This is a genomic window from Candidatus Competibacteraceae bacterium (assembly GCA_016713505.1).
GTDB lineage: Bacteria > Pseudomonadota > Gammaproteobacteria > Competibacterales > Competibacteraceae > Competibacter_A.
The window spans coordinates 210,606-227,287 of record JADJPA010000002.1 but is presented as its reverse complement, the minus strand read 5'-3'; the positions used below and the strand labels follow the sequence as shown (position 1 = coordinate 227,287).

Sequence of the window (16,682 nt, the reverse complement as noted above, 5' to 3'; positions counted from 1 at the left end):
AACCTTTCAAGAACATCTTCATGCGATGCTCCCATCAGTGCACCGTCTGGCGCGCGTGGAGGGTCGGCGGTCTGGTGGCCGTCACCTTGTTGGGCGGTTGCGCCAGCGCGCCCTCCAAGCCGCCCGCCAAGCCCACCATCGCGCCGACGTCTTCCGGCGCGCTGAGCGAAAAAGCCAAACAAGAACAGCGCCAGGCCATCCTCAAGGTCCGCACCGGCACCCTGAACCAACTCTACAAACTAAAACCGCTGACCCGCAGCGAGATCGAGCAAGCCGCCGGCTACGGCGTGTTCGAGATCAACGGCCTGAACGCCGTGCTGGCGGGCAAGCACGGACGCGGCGTGGTCCACGAAAAAAGCGGTAAGGTCACCTACATGCAATTGGCCCGCACCGATATCGGACCCGGCGTCGCGGTGAAACCGTGCTGGCAGGTTTTGGTGTTTCGCGATGCCCAATCGTTGAGCCAGTTCGTCAGGTCTGGATCGTCGGCCGATGTTTCCAGCGATCCCAGCATCACCATTTACCAGTTGAACGCGAACGGTGTCTCTACCCAGGCTGAGTGGAGCGCTCAGTATTTCCGAGACCCCGATCTCAATTAGTCGCGGCTCGGCTGGATCGGACGCGATCCAGCGGAGGGATTTCACGACAGACTGGATGCGAACACGTTGACCGCAATGGCCAGCACGATCAGATTGAAGCCGAACGACAGCAAGCCATGGATCAGCGTCAACCGGCGCATGGGGCGGCTGCGCGTCGTCACGTCGGACACTTGCGAGGTCATGCCGATAACGGCGGCGTAGTATAAAAAATCAAGATAATCAGGCTCTTGATCGTCGGGAAAGGACAGGCCGCGCGCCGGTTCTTTTACTGCGGGAGGCGGTCGGTAATAGACGCGAGCGTAGTGGGATGCAAAAACGGTTTGAATCAGCAACCACGCGCCCGCCAGGGATGACAGCATCACGCCGAGATGGACCCAACGCGCCAGTCCGCGCAGGTTGCGGCCGGTATCGATCACCAGCGCGACCGCCGCAAGACTGGCGCAGCAGGCCAACGTCACCAAAACAAACAACGAGAGTCCTAACTTAAGATAGATAAGAAGACGGCGGCGAGGGCGGCGTAGTTTTTGGAGTCGCGCACATGATGGTGAAGGCGCAGGGACAGATCGACCATCTTCTTCGATTTTGAAACGACCTTGGTGCGGCGTCGGAACCGCGCCAGATAATGCCGGAGGTTGCTGTTGTCTTGCTCGATGGGAAAGGTCAAATCCTTGCCAGTGAAGAGTTGGCCTTCGGGAATGTTGCGGTGGAACCCCTCCCAGTCGTCGGTCACGAACGTATGGCCTTCGATTCCGATTTTCCGAGGTGCTCTCGGCAGGTTGCATCATCACGCCGACCCAAAACCCAGGGAAGAGCTCGCCGCTCGATAGGGTCATACGCTCGCCAAAGCCATAGTTTTTCTGTCTTTTTAAGAAAGTGATGCATCTCGTCGAGCATCACAACCTCAACGTTGGCGGGCATTTCCGGTGCTGGCAAAGCTTCTGCCTCTTTCCTTATCCACTTCAAAACGGCAACGTCGCTGACGCCCAAAAGACGGGCGATGCCGCAGAAACTCATGTTGCCCATCGCATAAAGAAGGGTCGCCAGCGCCTTCGCTGCCGCAGGCATCCCCCGCCTTTCGTTGCCGTGAAATTGCATCCGCACGCCTTGCAGCGATAGCGCTGCAACCCGCGAACAACACCGTTTTTTACGTGATCCGTTCCCTGGCAACGTTTGCAGACAACCTCGGTCATGGCATTCTCCCTTCTGGTGGTCATGCCCTTTTCGCATTCATAATCATGATATCTATCTTAAGTTAGGACTCTCCAAACAACATCAGGGCTCCCGGATCGTTCCATTGAGCGCGGCGCCGGGTGGCCTGAGCGTCCAAGCGTAACGCCAGAAACCAAATCAGAGCGAGTTCGACCGCACAGTAAGTACACCAGGCAGCCAGCCACGACAGTTCGGCGCCCTGCTCGAAGTACCGTGGCGTGAGGGTTCCGACCGCAAGCGCGGGCGCTATCGCCAAGGCTTGACGGCCTAGGGCGCTCAAACGCGCCGACCAATGCAGGTCGTGGAGCGGATGCTGTTCATGGTAAAGGGTCGCGTGTCCGATTTTATGACTCAACCATCCTGAAGGATCACCTTATGCCACCCGACAAGCCGGCCGACCCCGAACGCCAGCGCATGGACCAACCGACCTGGCGGTGTTGGGGTCCGTACGTGAGCGAGCGACAATGGGGTACGGTGCGAGAAGATTACAGCGAGTACGGCACTGCTTGGGATTATTTCACCCACGAACAGGCCCGCAGCCGAGCCTACCGCTGGGGTGAGGACGGCCTCGGCGGGTTCTGCGACGACCGGCAAATTCTGTGTTTGGCGGTGGCCTTGTGGAACGGCCAAGATCCGATTCTCAAGGAGCGCTTGTTCGGATTGACCAACCAGGAAGGCAACCACGGCGAAGATGTCAAAGAATTGTATTACTACCTCGATGCGACGCCGACCTACTCCTACGCCCGGATGCTCTATAAGTACCCGCAAGCAGCGTATCCCTACCAGCGGCTGATCGAGGAGAACCGGCGGCGCGGTAAAATGGAGCCGGAATTCGAGCTGATGGATACCGGCATCTTTGCCGACAACCGCTACTTCGATGTCGATATCGAGTATGCCAAGGCCGATGTCGACGATATTCTGCTGAAGGTCACCGCCCATAATCGCGGACCGGAACCGGCCCGCTTGCATCTGTTGCCGCAGCTTTGGTTCCGTAATACCTGGAACTGGTTCGAGGGCGCCGTCAAGCCCAGCTTGCGCGCCCAAGGCGACCGGCGCGTGCTGGTCGATCATCCCACCGGTCAGCGGGTGGCCGATTTCGACGGCCCGCAAGATTTACTGTTCTGCGACAACGAGACCAACGCGCGCCGGCTGTCCGGCAAAGCCGATGCGCCGGGTTATTTCAAGGACGCTTTCCATGATTATCTGATTCACGGCCAGGAGGGGGCAGTGAACCCGGAGCGCGCCGGCACCAAGGCGGCCGGCTGGTTTGTGTTCGATCTGCCAGCGGGCGGCGGTCAGGCGCTGCGCGTGCGCTTGCGGCCCGACCGCGGCGCTGGTGATGCCTTCGCCGATTTCGCCGATCTGCTGGAAAAGCGGCGGCAAGAGGCCGACGTTTTTTATGCCGAGACCCAAAAGAACGTCAGCGACGCCGACGCTCGGCTGGTGCAACGGCAGGCGCTGGCCGGCCTGTTGTGGAGCAAGCAGTTTTACTACTACGACATCCCGCAATGGTTGGATGGCGACCACGGCCAGCCACCGCCGCCCGAAAATCGCCGCCACGGCCGCAACAGCGATTGGCGGCATCTGAACAACGCCGACATCATTTCCATGCCCGACAAATGGGAGTATCCGTGGTTCGCCGCCTGGGATCTGGCGTTCCATTGCGTGGCGCTGGCGCTGGTGGACCCGCAATCGGCCAAGGACCAACTGGTCCTGCTGTGCCGGGAATGGTACATGCACCCTAACGGCCAATTGCCCGCCTACGAATGGAGTTTCGGCGATGTGAACCCCCCGGTGCACGCTTGGGCGGCCTGGAAAGTCTATCAAGCGGATCGCGACCAACACGGCGGCGTCAGCGATCTGGCGTTTCTGGAACGAGTGTTTCACAAGCTGATGCTCAACTTCACCTGGTGGGTGAACCGCAAGGATGTCGAAGGCCGCAACATCTTCCAAGGGGGCTTCTTGGGCCTTGACAATATCGGCGTGTTCGACCGCTCCAAGCCGCTCCCTACCGGCGGCTTTCTCAATCAGGCCGACGGCACGGCCTGGATGGCGATGTATTCCCTCAATCTGACCCGGATCGCCCTGGAACTGGCCCACCACAATCACGTTTACGAAGACATCGCCACCAAATTTTTCGAACACTTTTTGAGCATCGCCGCCGCCTTGAACAATCTTGGCGACCAGGGAATCGAGCTATGGGACGAGCAAGACGGTTTTTTTTACGATGTGCTGTCTTTGCCCGACGGCCAGAAAACGCCGGTCCGCATTCGCTCCATGGTCGGTCTGATTCCGCTGTTCGCGGTGGAAGTGATCACCGAGGACGTGCTGGAGGGTTTGAAGGGCTTTGATGGCCGCTTGAAATGGTTTCTTAACTATCGCCCCGATCTGGCGAAGCTGGTGTCGCGCTGGGAGCAACCGGGCCAGGAGCGGCGGCGCCTGCTGTCGCTGGTGCGCATCGTCCGCATGAAGGCGTTGCTCCAGAAAATGCTGGATGAAAAAGAATTTCTGTCTCCTTACGGCATCCGGGCGCTGTCGCGCTATCACCTCGACCATCCCTACCGTTTTGAATGCGAGGGAGCGGGTTACGAGGTCCGCTACCAGCCGGGAGAATCCACCAGCGGTTTGTTCGGCGGGAACTCCAACTGGCGCGGGCCGATCTGGATGCCGGTCAACTACCTGCTGATTCAGAGCCTGCGCCGCTTCGATCGCTATTATGGCGATGGGGTCAAGGTGGAATGCCCGACCGGTTCGGGCATTTGGCTGACGCTGAACGAAGTCGCCGACGAACTGTGCCGTCGCCTCAGCCGGCTGTTCCTGCGCGACGCCGGCGGTTGTCGCCCGCTGTTCGGGGCTTGCGATCTCCTGCAAACCGATCCTTATTTCAAGGACCATCTGTTATTTTACGAATATTTTCATGGCGATGATGGGCACGGGATCGGTGCCGGCCACCAAACCGGCTGGACCGCCCTGATCGCCAGTCTCATCAATGAGATGTATCGGCCGGGCTAGTTTATCGGTCGAATTGTTTTAACCCGAACTCTCAAGCTGTCCCTTTTAACGCGAGCGGAGACCCTGCGATGCCCACGCCCCACAACACCACCTTGCCCAGCTATGCCTGTCCCCAGATTCTCGCCGGCCAGAAGGCCCTGGTCACGGGTGCCAGTTCCGGTATCGGCAAGGCGGTCGCCCTCGGCCTGGGGAAGGCTGGGGCCGATGTCGTGGTCAATTTTGTCGCCAATGAAGAGACCGCCCGAGAAATCGTCGGGGCCATCGAAGGCTTCGGAGTCAAGGCGATCGCGGTCAAGGCCGATGTTTCCAAGGAAGCTGAGGTGCAGTCTCTGTACAAGGCCATGTTCGAGGCTTTTGGAACCATCGACATTCTGGTGGCCAACGCCGGTGTGCAGCGCGACGCCAGAATCGACGAGATGACCCTGGGACAATGGAATACGGTCATCGATGTCAACTTGACCGGGCAGTTCCTGTGCGCCCGCGAGGCGATCAAGGAATTCAAGCGACGCGGCGTCAACGAGGCGGTGTCCGCGGCCGCCGGCAAGATCATCTGCATGAGTTCGGTCCATCAGATCATCCCTTGGGCCGGCCACGCCAACTACGCCGCGTCCAAGGGTGCCATCAACATGCTGATGCAAAGCATGGCGCAGGAGCTGGCGCCGTTTCGCATCCGGGTCAACAGCATCGCGCCCGGCGCGATCCGCACCCCGATCAACCGCCCGGCCTGGGAAGCCCCGGAAGCCTACGCCAAGCTGATGGAGCTGGTTCCCTACAAGCGCATCGGCGAGCCGGAAGACATCGCGCAGGCGGCGGTGTTTCTGGCCTCCGACATGGCCGATTACATCAACGGCACCACCTTGTTTGTGGACGGCGGCATGACCTGCTATCCCGGTTTTGCCACCGGCGGTTAACCCGGTTCGCTCGCCGGATAACCCCGTTTGACCCGCGCTGGCGGACAGGCGCGGATTTGCCGGGTGCTGGCCGGCATCCTCCGGCGCATTCAACGGCCGCCGGTTGGCGTGAAGGCTGGCGTTCTGGAGCTTGCTACATGACCGATCGCTTTCATCGGGAAGCACGCCGATAGCGACCCGGTATGGCATCCGCGCACCGCACCCGTCGAACCTGCTGTCCTGGCGAGCAAAAGTAGTCGGCGGGTTTGAGTCTGTCGATTTTGTGCGCCTTCAAACGACGGAAGGTGTGCAGCGGTCACTCCCGACCGGAGCGTTCTTACTACCGGCCTCTATCCTGTTTGGCTGGTTCTATCAAGCGGTATCCTCTTTATCTGCCGCTGTGGCGTCCGACGCTTACCATGAGTCGTGGCGGATAAATAATTGCCCCGTTAATCAGCCTGATTCTCTACTACTCTGTACACAGTGGGGATGTGTTGCGTCCCTAGCGATCAGCAGGCTTTCCCCAGCCAACAGTAACTCCCCCATCTCCCACCAGGATCATTTGAGATGCTGACTTTGCTCGTCCTCGTTTTTGTTGTCGCTTACGCCGCCATCGCGCTGGAGCATCCCATCAAGATCAACAAGTCAGCCTCCGCGCTGCTGGGCGCGGGGCTGCTCTGGACCATCTATGCCTTGGCGGGCGGCGAGCCACATAAAGTGGGGGAGGAGCTGGGGGAGTCGGTCATGGCGACCGCTCAGATCGTCTTTTTCCTGATGGGGGCCATGACCATCGTTGAAGTGGTGGATGCGCACAATGGCTTTGCCGTCATCACCCAACGTATTCGAACGACCCAACTGTCCTCGCTGATGTGGCTGGTGGGCTTTGTGACGTTCTTCCTCAGCGCGGTGCTGGACAACCTGACCACCACCATCGTCATGATTTCGCTGATGCGAAAACTGTTGGCCAAGCATGAGGATCGCCTGTTCTTCGCGGGCATCATCGTCATCGCCGCCAATTCGGGAGGCGCGTGGTCGCCCATCGGCGATGTCACCACCACCATGCTCTGGATCGGCGGTGAGATCACGACGCTGGCGATCATGATGTCAGTCTTCATTCCCGCCGTGCTGAGCATGGTGGTCCCCTTGGCGGTGACGGCGTATCTCCTGCGCGGCAAGCCGGTCGAGTCGCCGCAACTCGACGAGAGCGATCGTGGCTCGCTCACGACGGAATTCGAACGCAATCTGATGTTTTTCCTCGGTATCGGTATCCTGGTCGCCGTCCCGGTGTTTAAGACCATCACGCATCTGCCGCCTTTCATGGGTATCTTGTTCGGCTTGGGCATCCTCTGGCTGGTCGGTGATCTGGTGCATCGTCACAAGCAGGATGAAGACAAGCAGCCCCTGACGCTGGTGCACGCCCTAAGCCGCATCGACATGAGTTCCATCGTGTTCTTCATCGGCATTCTGCTGGCCGTGGCCACGCTGGAGCACACGCACATCTTGGCTTCGCTGGCCCAGTGGCTGGATCGGACGGTGGGACGGGAGGATGTCATCGTTTTGATCATCGGCCTGGTCAGCGCCGTGGTCGATAACGTTCCCTTGGTGGCCGCTTCGATGGGCATGTATAGCCTGGAGCGGTATCCCGCCGACCACTTTCTCTGGGAATTTCTGGCCTATTGCGCGGGAACGGGTGGCTCGATTCTGATTATCGGCTCGGCGGCCGGCGTGGCGGCCATGGGCCTAGAGAAGATTCACTTCTTTTGGTACGTGCGGAAGATTAGCTGGCTGGCGCTGATTGGCTATTTCGCGGGGGCGGGGGCCTATCTGCTCCAGTATCAAATAGTGCGCTGACGGCGGCCGGTTCATGCGTGGCTGAAAATTCAGGGCTTGCTGGCGACCCCGGACAAAGCTAGGGCAAGGGCGGGTCGCCGGCTTACAACTCCACCTGAGTGCCCATTTCCACCACCCGGCCATAGGGGATGCGGAAAAAATCCATCGGGCGGATCGCACTGCGAAACAGGCTGGCGAACAGCTTTTCGCGCCACAGCGCCATGCCGGCCCGCGTGGTGGGAATGAGCGTCGCCCGTCCCAGAAAGAAGGTGGTGTCCATCATCTCAAAGTGCAAGCCGTAGCGTTCGCACAACACTAGCGCTTGCGGCAGATTCGGATCTTCGATGAAACCGTAGCGGACAACGATCCGCCAGGCGTTGTGTCCCAGAGGATGCACGCTGACCCGTTCCTCGTCCTTGAGGCGAGGGATTTCCTCCGGCTTCACAGTCAGCAGGACCAAGCGTTCATGCACCACTTTGTTATGTTTCATGTTGTGCAGCAGCGCATTCGGTACGCCATCGGGGGTGCTGGTGAGAAACACCGCCGTACCTGGTACCCGCAGGGTGGAACCTTCGTTCAGGCTTTGCAGAAACAAATCCAACGGCATGGCGTTTTCTTGTAGCCGTTGATTCAGCAGCTTGCGGCCGTCTTTCCAGGTGATCATCAGCGTGAAAATAGCGCCCGCGATCAACAAAGTAATCCAGCCGCCGTGCGGGATCTTGAGGGCGTTGGCGCTTAGAAAAGCGACTTCGAGCATCAGGAACGCCGCGACCGCCAAGCCGATATGCGGCCAGCTCCAGCCCCAAGCGATGCGGGCCAGCGTCAGCACCAGCAGCGTGTCGATCACCATGGCGATGGTCACCGCGATACCGTAAGCGGCGGCTAGGTTGGATGAGGTGTGAAAGCCGAGCACCAGCACGAGCACCGCGACCAGCAAAGCCCAGTTGGCGGCGGGCACGTAAATCTGACCGATGGCCTGATCCGAGGTGTGGCGGATGGCGATCCGCGGGCAGTAACCCAGTTGCACGGCCTGGCGAGTGACGGAAAACACGCCGGAAATCACCGCCTGCGAGGCGATGACCGTGGCCAGGGTCGCTAACGCCACCAGCGGATACAGCAGCCAGGACGGCGCGAGCAGGTAAAACGGATGGCTGACCGCCGTCGGATCGCGCAGCAGCAGCGCGCCTTGGCCGAGATAATTGAGCGCGATGGCGGGTAGCACGAAGGAAAACCAAGCCAGGCGGATCGGCCGCTTGCCAAAATGCCCCATGTCGGCATACAGCGCCTCGCCGCCGGTCACCGCCAGGAATACCGATCCCATCACCAGAAAACCGGTCCAACGATTGATAGCGAAGAAAGCCAGCGCATATTGGGGATCGAACGCCGCCAATACCTGCGGCGCTTGCACCATGCTCACCAATCCCAGCAGCGCCAGGGTCGAAAACCATAGCACCATGACCGGGCCGAAATAAGCGCCCACCCGCGCTGTACCGCGCGATTGGATCAGAAACAGCCCCACCAAAATGATGAGGGTGATGGGAACCACGTAGCGGTCCAGCAGCGGGGTGGCGATGTGCAGCCCCTCGACCGCGCTCAACACCGAAATCGCCGGCGTGATCACGCCATCGCCATAGAAGAGCGCTGCCCCAAAAATACCCAAGCCGACCAGCCAGGCGCGCTGTTTCGCACCGCCCTTGAAGTGGTGCGTGGTCAGCGCCAGCAACGCCAGAATCCCGCCTTCGCCACGATTGTCGGCGCGCATCACAAAAGTCACGTATTTGATCGAAATAACGACGATCAGCGCCCAGAAAATCAGCGACAGGACGCCCAACACGTTGTCATGGGTGGGAGCCAAGCCGTAGTGGCCGCCGAAGCATTCGCGCATGGCGTACAGCGGGCTGGTGCCGATATCGCCGAACACCACGCCCAAGGCGGCCAGGGCTACCGGCAGGAGACGAGAATCGTGCGGGACGGACCCATCGGCCGGGGCGGAGTCGGCCAGGGCCGGATCGGCGGGAGCGTTCATCTGCAAAGTTTCATCGGAAGACGGCCCCGCCCGTCGGGCGTTACCCGACGGATACAGGGCTACGGCACGTTACAAATATCGCCATTCCAAGTAGTACATGCAGATAAAGATCGACATCAGCATGATGGGGAAGGCGACCATGGTATAGCGCATGAAGCGGATCGGTTGACCGGCCCGTTCGGCAAAGCCCGCGACCACCAGATTGGCGCTGGCTCCGATCAAGGTGCCGTTGCCGCCCAGGCACGCGCCCAGCGACAAGGCCCACCACAGCGGCATCAACCCTTCCGGCCCGCCGAAGGTCGGCGCCATCGCCTTGATCAGCGGGATCATGGTGGCGACGAAGGGAATGTTGTCGATGATCGCCGACAGGACCGCCGAGGACCACAGAATCACCATCGCGGTGGCGTTCAGGTTGCCGCCGGTCAGCGCCAGCATTTTTTCCGCCAGCACTTTCAGCAGGCCGGTGCTGTCCACGCCATGCACCACGATGAACAAGCCAACGAAGAAGAAAATGGTAATCCATTCCACTTCGTTAAAGGCGTCTAACACATGTTTGCTCTGGTGTTCCGGATCGCGGCCGAAGTTGGCCAGCAGCAGCAGCACCGCCGCGCCGAAAATCGCAATGGTGGCCGCTTCCAGATGCAGCCACTTGGCGAAGATGAAGCCGAACACCACCAAGCCGATCACGCTCAGACATTGTTTGAGCAAACGCCAATCCTTGATCGCTTCAAATTCGTTGAACTGCATCACCCGCTGGCGATCCTCAGCGTTGGCCCTAAGTTGGCGACCCCAGATGAAATAGATCGGGATCAGCGTGGCGATCTGCACCACGATGATGACCGGCGCCAAATTCCAGGCGAAGTCGTTGAAGGTCAGGCCGGTGGCCGAACCGATCATGATGTTAGGCGGATCGCCGATCAGGGTGGCGGTGCCGCCGATGTTGGAGGAGAAAATCATCGAGAACAGATAGGGATAGGGATTAACCTTCAGTTCCTCGGTGATCAGCAGCGTGACCGGCACCACCAGCAGCACGGTGGTGACATTATCCAGAAACGCCGAGGTGACCGCCGTCACCAGCGAAATCATCACCAGAATGCCCCAGGGATTGGCGTTGACCTTCTTGGCCGACCAGATCGCCATATATTGAAAAATGCCGGACTGGCGGGTGATGGCGACGATCAGCATCATGCCGATCAGCAGGCCGATGGTGTTGAAATCGATGCCGCGAATGGCCTGTTCCTGATTGATGACGCCCAGGATGATCATCAAACCCGCCGCCACCAGCGCGACGATGGCGCGGTTGACCTTTTCGCTCATCACCACCCCGTAGGTGATGACGAACAGGATGGCGGCGACCCACATATACCCCGTAGAGGCGACTCCTTCGGAACCGTGCATTTTATTTATTCTCCGCCGTCAATTTTTCGATGACATTCCAGGATGAAATCATCCCAACCAGGCGCTGGCTTTGCTTGTCCACCACCGGCACGCTGACATGGCCTTGCAGCAGGAGCAGCAATGCGTCCATCGCCGAGGAATCGGGGTGAAGCACCGGATCTTTGCTCAGCCACTTTGAAACCGGTTCGTTGCCGCGCTCGCGCAGGCGTTTGGCCAGTTCAGGGGCTTCTTCATTGACGAAACCGGCATTCGACAAACCCTCCTTCATGGTCACCGCCTTGGGCAGGGCGAGTTGCAGCAATGAGTAGATACTGAACGTTCCGGCATAACGGCTCTGATCATCGATCACGGGGATATGACGCAAATGCTCTTTAATGATGTACTCGGCGGCGGCGGCCACCGTGTCGGTGAGCCGCAGCGTCACCGGCTTGGGATTCATGAGGTTTTGAGCGGTCATGGAAAATCCTTGGTTGGGGGAGGGGTCGGCTGAACGGTTGCCTCCTGAAAAATCAATCCCCAGTCCACGAGTAGCTCAGGAAACAGGCCGGATGGCGGATTTCCTGTGGTTTCGTGAATGGCCGATTTACCGTAAGCCCCGTTGGCGTTCAAAGTGTAAACGATGGCGGCGTGATCGGTGGGATCGGAACAATGCACCGACCACGCTCTGATGAGCGAGGCCGGGCGCGGCCGTGGCGTAAGCTTCACCGTCGAGCAATTCCCAGCGCTCGGCATCAGGCCAGCGGCGGTGATCGGCGCAGGTGAAAGACGCCGTGGGTTTGGGGGGTGGTTGCCCCATTGGAACCCTCCGCGATAGTGGCCGGTGAACGCTAGCCAAACGTCCCGCTGTCCCAACCCCAATTTTCGGCGCTGACGTCAGTGAAGCCGAGATAAACCCGAGCGGGCGAAATGTCGAGCTGCTCTTGAAGCAGGGCGCAGATTCGCTCGGACAGCTGGCGATTGATTGCGTTGTTCAGGCCGCCGATGCTGCGGATGTCGGCGTAAGCGGCCGGCGTGTCCGCGCCGTCCATCAGCATGGCGGCTTCGCTGACGGCGACCATGACGTAGCGTTCGGGCTTGCCGGTGCACTCGGACACGATTTTTGAGAGCGGCGCGAGCAGGTTATAACGCTGTTGGTTGGACAGGCGCACCGATGTTTGCAGGGTGAGCAGCGGCATGGTGGAAATCTCCGTTGACCGTCCCGCGGTTGTCAGCGGGAACGCGTTGGGCGATAAGCTCGATGGCCGGATGGCACGATCGATAAAGGGATCGGCGAGCGCGACGGCCGGTACGCCCGCGATCCCGGCGGCGCTGTGGCTACAGGCGGTCCCCCAACAGGGACTTGGCTTCACCCAAGTGCCAGGCGACATCATCCAAGTCGGCGTGGGTTTTGTGAACCCAAGCTTCGCCCCAGTAGAAATTACAACTGGTTTCGGCGCGCAGCAGGTGCCAGTGCGCTTCATGAATGACCCGCGCCAGCTCCGGATTAAGGTCGCCGGCCCGCGCCGCCGCTTCCGTCACCCGATGAAACTCCCGGCTGAGGTCGTGCACGCGGACCAGGGTGTCGCGCTGGATCCAGGAACCCTGCCACTGATGAAAGTCCCAGCCGTGATGGGCGTCGGTATTCCAAGCGCCGCGCCGGACCGTGACTTGCCCGTGCGCGCCGAACCGGTTCAGGTAATCGCTGATGAAAACAGGCTTCATCGCCGAGCGGCCGGCCCGAATTTCCTCCAGGGCCTCGTGATAGAAATAATTCCAGAAGTTGGCGTTCTCGGAGACGTTGCGGAACCAGCCGCCGTTGTCACCGTCGGTGGCGGTGGCGACCAGCGGCGGGAAATCACACCATTTGGTCCGCTCTTGCAGTTCGTGATGGAACCAGCCGTAGTCCATGCCGGACAGTTGGGCGTCGGACAGTTCGCGATCGCGCACCACGATCACGATTTGTTCGCCGTCGTATTCGGCGATGTGGGGCCGGTAGCGCAACTCCTGCCAGCTCATCGCGCCGACCGGGTCCACATACTCGCAGTCCACCATCACATAGCGGTAACCGGCTTTGCGCAAATGTGGGATCATCCGCATGTCGAAACCCATTTCCGGCGGCCAGAAGCCGTTGAACTGAGTCCGCCACAGCAGGTGGCCGGCGAGGGCTTGCCAGCGCGTGATGTGCTCGTCCCAATCGGCTTCCGGGATCAGGGCCAGCACCGGGTGGTAATAGCCGGTGCCGAGCACTTCGAACAATTGCTGGTTTTGCAGGTGCCAGAGCAGTTTGCCGCAATCCACCGCGCCGTAGACCCGGCTTTGAAAGGCGGGGTTGGAGAGGGTTTCCAGCAAGGTTCCCGACAGAGAGAGATGGATGCGAGCGATATCCTGATACGCCCAGAGCACGCGCGGCATTCGGTCGTAGGCAAACAGGATTTCCTTGACCTCCCACTCGTTGCTATCGAGCAGGTTTTCGAGATTCTGGGGAGGCTGGTGCATGTTCAGCACCAGGGCGTGATAAATGTCTCGCATCGGGCGTATCCTCGATTATCGTTAGAGAGCAATGGCGTTAAGCCTTCTGACGGGCTTGAGAAAAGCGGCAAGTAACGCCATGCCCGAGCCGCGCCTCTCAAGTCTGGGCGCGGGGAGCTATCCGGTTGATGGCCGGATACATCATAGAAGCCGATGGCCCTAAAGCATATAGAGAGCCGCTATGCGCGCGCCATGCCGGCGTCTGGCAACCGGCGGATCGACGCGCCGGCGCCGGTCCGCCGGCGGGCTGTTGCTCTTTTCCTCTCTAAAATTTATCGGATGGATGAACCTTTGCGCGCCGGCCGGGGAACAGTAAGGGGATCGCAAGATTTCACCGACCGTTTAACTGTGAGAGGTTCATCATCATGAATGCCATTATTCATTCTCGTTCGCTGCCATTCTATTGCAAAAGCGCTGTTTTTGCGGCCCTGGCCCTATTAGGCGCCACTGTCGGCCCGGTTGAGGCGAGCGAGGATATCCGCTTCGATCTGACGCCTTCCGGGGGGGTGCGACAATGCCTGCCAAACGCCAGGGGCGAGGTGAGCATCGACGCCGGCGAAAGCGCGGAGCTGATGAGCGTCAAGGTCGAAGGGTTGCCCGCCAATACCGCCTTCGACGTGTTCGTCATCCAGGTGCCCAACCTCCCGTTCGGGCTGTCCTGGTATCAGGGCGACCTCACCACCAACGCCAAAGGCAAGGGCAAGGCCCGCTTCGTCGGCCGCTTCAACATCGAAACCTTCATCGTCGCGCCGAACGTCGCGCCGGCCCCGGTCGTGCACGAGACGCCCATTCCCGACGCCGACGCCAACCCCCCCACCGGCCCGGTCCACACCTATCATCTGGGGCCTCTGGTTCAACTCGCCCGCCGACGCCCGCGCCGCCGGTTGCGCCGACACCGTGACGCCTTTCAACGGCGAGCACAACGCCGGCATCCAGGTCCTCAACACCGGCTCCTTCCCGGACGATCAAGGCCCCTTGGCCCAGTTGCGGCCCTGAGCGGTTCCCTGGCATCGGGTGGGGTGATCGCCGGTTCCTGGGATGCGTGATCCGAGGAGCCGGGGGTCACCCTCCCGCTGGGTTCGCTGTCGGTGCCCGCCCGCTGGTAAAAGCGTCAAGCCCGGCTTGCAAAACCGGCCGCCGGGGTTGGGCGAGGTGCCCGGAGCGGCGGCGTCGTTAAGGAACCCTCCGCGGCGTCCGGCCAAATTTCTTGGACAATGCTTGCAAAAGCAGTCCGGTACCCAGACCCCAAGCGCCGTTGATCAACAGCGCCGTGACCAGCAACGGCGGATGCCAACCTCCTCCCAACGGCCGGCCTTTCAAGGGCAGGACCACTAGCCAAGCGACCAGTGAAGGAGCCAGGGCGCCGAACAGAAACGCCGCCAGCCAATAACCGCCATCGGGGGGAAACCGGGAGTCGAGCGCGGCGAACAGGATGCCCCAGATTCCACCCCAAAACGCCAGCGAAATCACCGCCGGCACTCCAAACGGCGCCGTCGCCGCCAGCGAGAACGGCGCAAAGGGCGCCAAGCCCGCTGCCCACAGTACCGCCAGCGTCAATTGATGAAAAATCAGCGTCGCTAAAAAACCCGCTATAAATCCCAATAACGCGCGTTCGGATTTCATTTCGACAAGCCCTCCTTTCAAGAGCCAAGACACGCTAGAATTCCCGCTCGATGAGGCTTAGGACCGCCGCGCTTACTCGGTGAATCCGCAAAGCAGACCGGCGGCGGTCATGCGGAATAAGCCGATTAGGGGCTAGCGGGTTTCGCTGGATTCGGTTGGTTTCGGTATCGGTTGGTTTCGGTATCGGTCTGGCCACCGCGCACAACCTCAGGCGGCGGAGTCGGCCCGGCGGCTGGAAGTCAAGCGCTATCATCGTGAGTTTAGCGCGCAAAAACTTTAAAACAGGTCTACGATGGAATTGAAAAGCCTGTTATTTAACTCCTTGGTATTCTCATCATTCCGCTCCTGGTTGGACGTTTCATATGCTCCACATTTTGCTGACTGGAACCGTGTATGAAACCCCGGTGCAGCGCGTTGCCAAAAACGGCAATCCTTTCGCCACGGCGAAGCTGCTGGCGGATGTCGATGATGGTTCGTCCGTTTGGTGCAACGTCATTGCGTTTGCCGAGGCCGGCGAGCACTTGGCGCTGCTTCAGGCCGGCGATGCGGTGTCGATGACCGGGAAAGCGCGTCTGAACCAGTGGGAAGACCAAAATGGGCAGCCCCGCGCCGGGCTGGCCGTGACGGCCACCGGCATCATGGCGTTGCCGCGCCCCTCGACGGTCCGGTTACCGAGGCCGCGAACGGCCCGGTTTCAACCCGAGCTATCGGACCATGAAGCGGAGCCTTTCGATGATGACTTGAGCTTTCTGGATGCGGCCTCGGGCGTCGCGTCGGCTGTTGCGTCCGCCGGTGCAGCCGAAACCTACGAAACCGGCACCGCTGGCGCGGTTGGCAATGCGACCCCGCTCGCGACCGGCCCAAACCAAGCGGCCAGGGCGGGGAGCGTGCGCCGGCTCCGCGAACGATTGGAGACAAAAAGCCGCAAACGATCGGCCGCGAAAACGCGCGCCCGGCAGACTCCAGAGGTTTGAGCGGGCAGGGTCGCTGCTACTTGAAGGGGTACGAACATGACGATCGAAAAGAGAACGCGCGTTCGAAGCATTTCTTGCCGTTGGTTTGGATTGTTGATGTTGGGATGGATAGCCGGTTGCGCGACGGGGCCGGCGATCTACGATCCGATTCGGGATGCCGGTTTTCAAGGGCCGACCCTGGCGGCGGTGCGCGAGCGGACCGACATCTTTCTTCAGACGCGGGTCCGTTGGGGTGGCACCATCGCGCGGGTCGACAACCAGCGCAAGGACACTTGGCTGGAAATCGTCGAGCATCCGTTGGAAGACTATGGCCGGCCTATCCTGGCCGACAACAGCGCAGGGCGTTTTTTGGCGCAGGTCCCCGGCTTTCTGGACCCCGCCATCTATGCGGTGGGCAGACCTATCACCATGGTAGGTCTGGTGAGCGATACCACGGCCGGTCAGGTCGGCAAGTATCGTTACACCTATCCGGTGGTGATGGTGGAACATCATCGGCTGTGGTCGGAGCGGCGGGGGGCCGATGTAATCTACGTTCCCGATCCGTTCTGGCCCGGCCCCGGTTATGGGCCGTTTTATCCGTGGGGTTACCGGCCCGGCCCGTTTTGGTAGCGCG

The 16,682-nt window shown here is 60.4% G+C and carries 17 protein-coding genes; 7 read left to right on the top strand and 10 right to left on the bottom strand.

Annotation, left to right across the window (positions count from 1 at the left end; genetic code table 11):
* The first annotated feature begins 20 nt into the window (after window positions 1-20).
* The gene (locus tag IPK09_15965) at window positions 21-599 is read left to right on the top strand and encodes a hypothetical protein (protein MBK7985094.1); all 579 of its coding nucleotides are present in this window, start codon (window positions 21-23) and stop codon (window positions 597-599) included.
* Window positions 600-640: 41 nt separating this feature from the next.
* On the opposite strand, the gene IPK09_15960 is transcribed toward IPK09_15965, so the two are convergent.
* From IPK09_15960 to IPK09_15945, 4 genes are all read right to left on the bottom strand, one after another.
* Window positions 641-1,069 carry a DUF1345 domain-containing protein gene (locus IPK09_15960; protein ID MBK7985093.1) on the bottom strand — a complete coding sequence of 143 codons (429 nt, stop codon included), beginning with the start codon at window positions 1,067-1,069 and terminating at the stop codon, window positions 641-643.
* Between the two features lie 8 nt (window positions 1,070-1,077).
* On the bottom strand, window positions 1,078-1,329 hold the full coding sequence (locus IPK09_15955; protein ID MBK7985092.1) for an IS1 family transposase: 252 nt from the start codon (window positions 1,327-1,329) through the stop codon (window positions 1,078-1,080).
* Window positions 1,326-1,694, bottom strand: a complete 369-nt coding sequence (locus IPK09_15950; GenBank protein ID MBK7985091.1) for an IS1 family transposase — start codon at window positions 1,692-1,694, stop codon at window positions 1,326-1,328. Before IPK09_15950 ends, IPK09_15955 begins: the two co-directional genes overlap by 4 nt.
* Before the next feature lie 157 nt (window positions 1,695-1,851).
* Complete coding sequence (locus tag IPK09_15945) at window positions 1,852-2,163, bottom strand: hypothetical protein (GenBank protein ID MBK7985090.1); 312 nt, start codon at window positions 2,161-2,163, stop codon at window positions 1,852-1,854.
* Between the two features lie 20 nt (window positions 2,164-2,183).
* Here IPK09_15945 and IPK09_15940 point away from each other — a divergent pair, with 20 nt between their 5' ends.
* The 3 genes from IPK09_15940 (at window position 2,184) to nhaD (ending at window position 7,561) form a co-directional block, all read left to right on the top strand.
* Entirely contained in the window at window positions 2,184-4,820 is a 2,637-nt protein-coding gene (locus IPK09_15940; GenBank protein ID MBK7985089.1) for a glucosidase, read from the top strand.
* Window positions 4,821-4,888: 68 nt separating this feature from the next.
* Window positions 4,889-5,731 (top strand): SDR family oxidoreductase, encoded by an 843-nt coding sequence (locus tag IPK09_15935; GenBank protein MBK7985088.1) that lies wholly within the window; start codon window positions 4,889-4,891, stop codon window positions 5,729-5,731.
* Between the two features lie 546 nt (window positions 5,732-6,277).
* Entirely contained in the window at window positions 6,278-7,561 is a 1,284-nt protein-coding gene (gene nhaD, locus IPK09_15930; protein MBK7985087.1) for a sodium:proton antiporter NhaD, read from the top strand.
* A gap of 82 nt (window positions 7,562-7,643) precedes the next feature.
* Here nhaD and IPK09_15925 read toward each other — a convergent pair whose 3' ends face one another.
* The 5 genes from IPK09_15925 to IPK09_15905 form a co-directional block, all read right to left on the bottom strand.
* Complete coding sequence (locus IPK09_15925) at window positions 7,644-9,566, bottom strand: potassium transporter Kup (protein ID MBK7985086.1); 1,923 nt, start codon at window positions 9,564-9,566, stop codon at window positions 7,644-7,646.
* A gap of 69 nt (window positions 9,567-9,635) precedes the next feature.
* Window positions 9,636-10,964 carry an ArsB/NhaD family transporter gene (locus tag IPK09_15920; protein ID MBK7985085.1) on the bottom strand — a complete coding sequence of 443 codons (1,329 nt, stop codon included), beginning with the start codon at window positions 10,962-10,964 and terminating at the stop codon, window positions 9,636-9,638.
* A 1-nt stretch (window position 10,965) separates the two neighbouring features.
* The gene (locus tag IPK09_15915; GenBank protein ID MBK7985084.1) at window positions 10,966-11,421 is read right to left on the bottom strand and encodes a CBS domain-containing protein; all 456 of its coding nucleotides are present in this window, start codon (window positions 11,419-11,421) and stop codon (window positions 10,966-10,968) included.
* 370 nt (window positions 11,422-11,791) lie between these two features.
* Entirely contained in the window at window positions 11,792-12,139 is a 348-nt protein-coding gene (locus IPK09_15910) for a hypothetical protein (protein ID MBK7985083.1), read from the bottom strand.
* Between the two features lie 139 nt (window positions 12,140-12,278).
* Complete coding sequence (locus tag IPK09_15905) at window positions 12,279-13,472, bottom strand: glycoside hydrolase family 57 (protein MBK7985082.1); 1,194 nt, start codon at window positions 13,470-13,472, stop codon at window positions 12,279-12,281.
* Between the two features lie 365 nt (window positions 13,473-13,837).
* On the opposite strand from IPK09_15905, the gene IPK09_15900 reads away from it, so the two are divergent.
* A complete protein-coding gene (locus tag IPK09_15900) occupies window positions 13,838-14,518 on the top strand; it encodes a hypothetical protein (GenBank protein MBK7985081.1) in 681 nt (226 codons plus the stop codon).
* A gap of 127 nt (window positions 14,519-14,645) precedes the next feature.
* Here the strand turns inward: IPK09_15900 and IPK09_15895 are convergent, their stop codons facing one another.
* The gene (locus IPK09_15895; GenBank protein ID MBK7985080.1) at window positions 14,646-15,095 is read right to left on the bottom strand and encodes a hypothetical protein; all 450 of its coding nucleotides are present in this window, start codon (window positions 15,093-15,095) and stop codon (window positions 14,646-14,648) included.
* Window positions 15,096-15,457: 362 nt separating this feature from the next.
* On the opposite strand from IPK09_15895, the gene IPK09_15890 reads away from it, so the two are divergent.
* Both IPK09_15890 and IPK09_15885 read left to right on the top strand, forming a co-directional pair.
* Window positions 15,458-16,069, top strand: coding sequence for a single-stranded DNA-binding protein (locus tag IPK09_15890; protein MBK7985079.1), 612 nt, complete (start codon window positions 15,458-15,460; stop codon window positions 16,067-16,069).
* Between the two features lie 96 nt (window positions 16,070-16,165).
* A complete protein-coding gene (locus IPK09_15885) occupies window positions 16,166-16,678 on the top strand; it encodes a Slp family lipoprotein (protein MBK7985078.1) in 513 nt (170 codons plus the stop codon).
* Window positions 16,679-16,682 lie beyond the last annotated feature (4 nt).

What these genes read in the sequence shown, in the direction of transcription:
- IPK09_15965 (MBK7985094.1), top strand. Translation starts at nt 21, where the DNA reads ATGCGATGCTCCCATCAGTGCACCGTCTGGCGCGCGTGGAGGGTCGGC.
- IPK09_15950 (MBK7985091.1), bottom strand. Translation starts at nt 1,694, where the DNA reads ATGCAATTTCACGGCAACGAAAGGCGGGGGATGCCTGCGGCAGCGAAG.
- IPK09_15940 (MBK7985089.1), top strand. Translation starts at nt 2,184, where the DNA reads ATGCCACCCGACAAGCCGGCCGACCCCGAACGCCAGCGCATGGACCAA.
- IPK09_15935 (MBK7985088.1), top strand. Translation starts at nt 4,889, where the DNA reads ATGCCCACGCCCCACAACACCACCTTGCCCAGCTATGCCTGTCCCCAG.
- nhaD (MBK7985087.1), top strand. Translation starts at nt 6,278, where the DNA reads ATGCTGACTTTGCTCGTCCTCGTTTTTGTTGTCGCTTACGCCGCCATC.
- IPK09_15925 (MBK7985086.1), bottom strand. Translation starts at nt 9,566, where the DNA reads ATGAACGCTCCCGCCGATCCGGCCCTGGCCGACTCCGCCCCGGCCGAT.
- IPK09_15920 (MBK7985085.1), bottom strand. Translation starts at nt 10,964, where the DNA reads ATGCACGGTTCCGAAGGAGTCGCCTCTACGGGGTATATGTGGGTCGCC.
- IPK09_15915 (MBK7985084.1), bottom strand. Translation starts at nt 11,421, where the DNA reads ATGACCGCTCAAAACCTCATGAATCCCAAGCCGGTGACGCTGCGGCTC.
- IPK09_15910 (MBK7985083.1), bottom strand. Translation starts at nt 12,139, where the DNA reads ATGCCGCTGCTCACCCTGCAAACATCGGTGCGCCTGTCCAACCAACAG.
- IPK09_15905 (MBK7985082.1), bottom strand. Translation starts at nt 13,472, where the DNA reads ATGCGAGACATTTATCACGCCCTGGTGCTGAACATGCACCAGCCTCCC.
- IPK09_15900 (MBK7985081.1), top strand. Translation starts at nt 13,838, where the DNA reads ATGAATGCCATTATTCATTCTCGTTCGCTGCCATTCTATTGCAAAAGC.
- IPK09_15895 (MBK7985080.1), bottom strand. Translation starts at nt 15,095, where the DNA reads ATGAAATCCGAACGCGCGTTATTGGGATTTATAGCGGGTTTTTTAGCG.
- IPK09_15890 (MBK7985079.1), top strand. Translation starts at nt 15,458, where the DNA reads ATGCTCCACATTTTGCTGACTGGAACCGTGTATGAAACCCCGGTGCAG.
- IPK09_15885 (MBK7985078.1), top strand. Translation starts at nt 16,166, where the DNA reads ATGTTGGGATGGATAGCCGGTTGCGCGACGGGGCCGGCGATCTACGAT.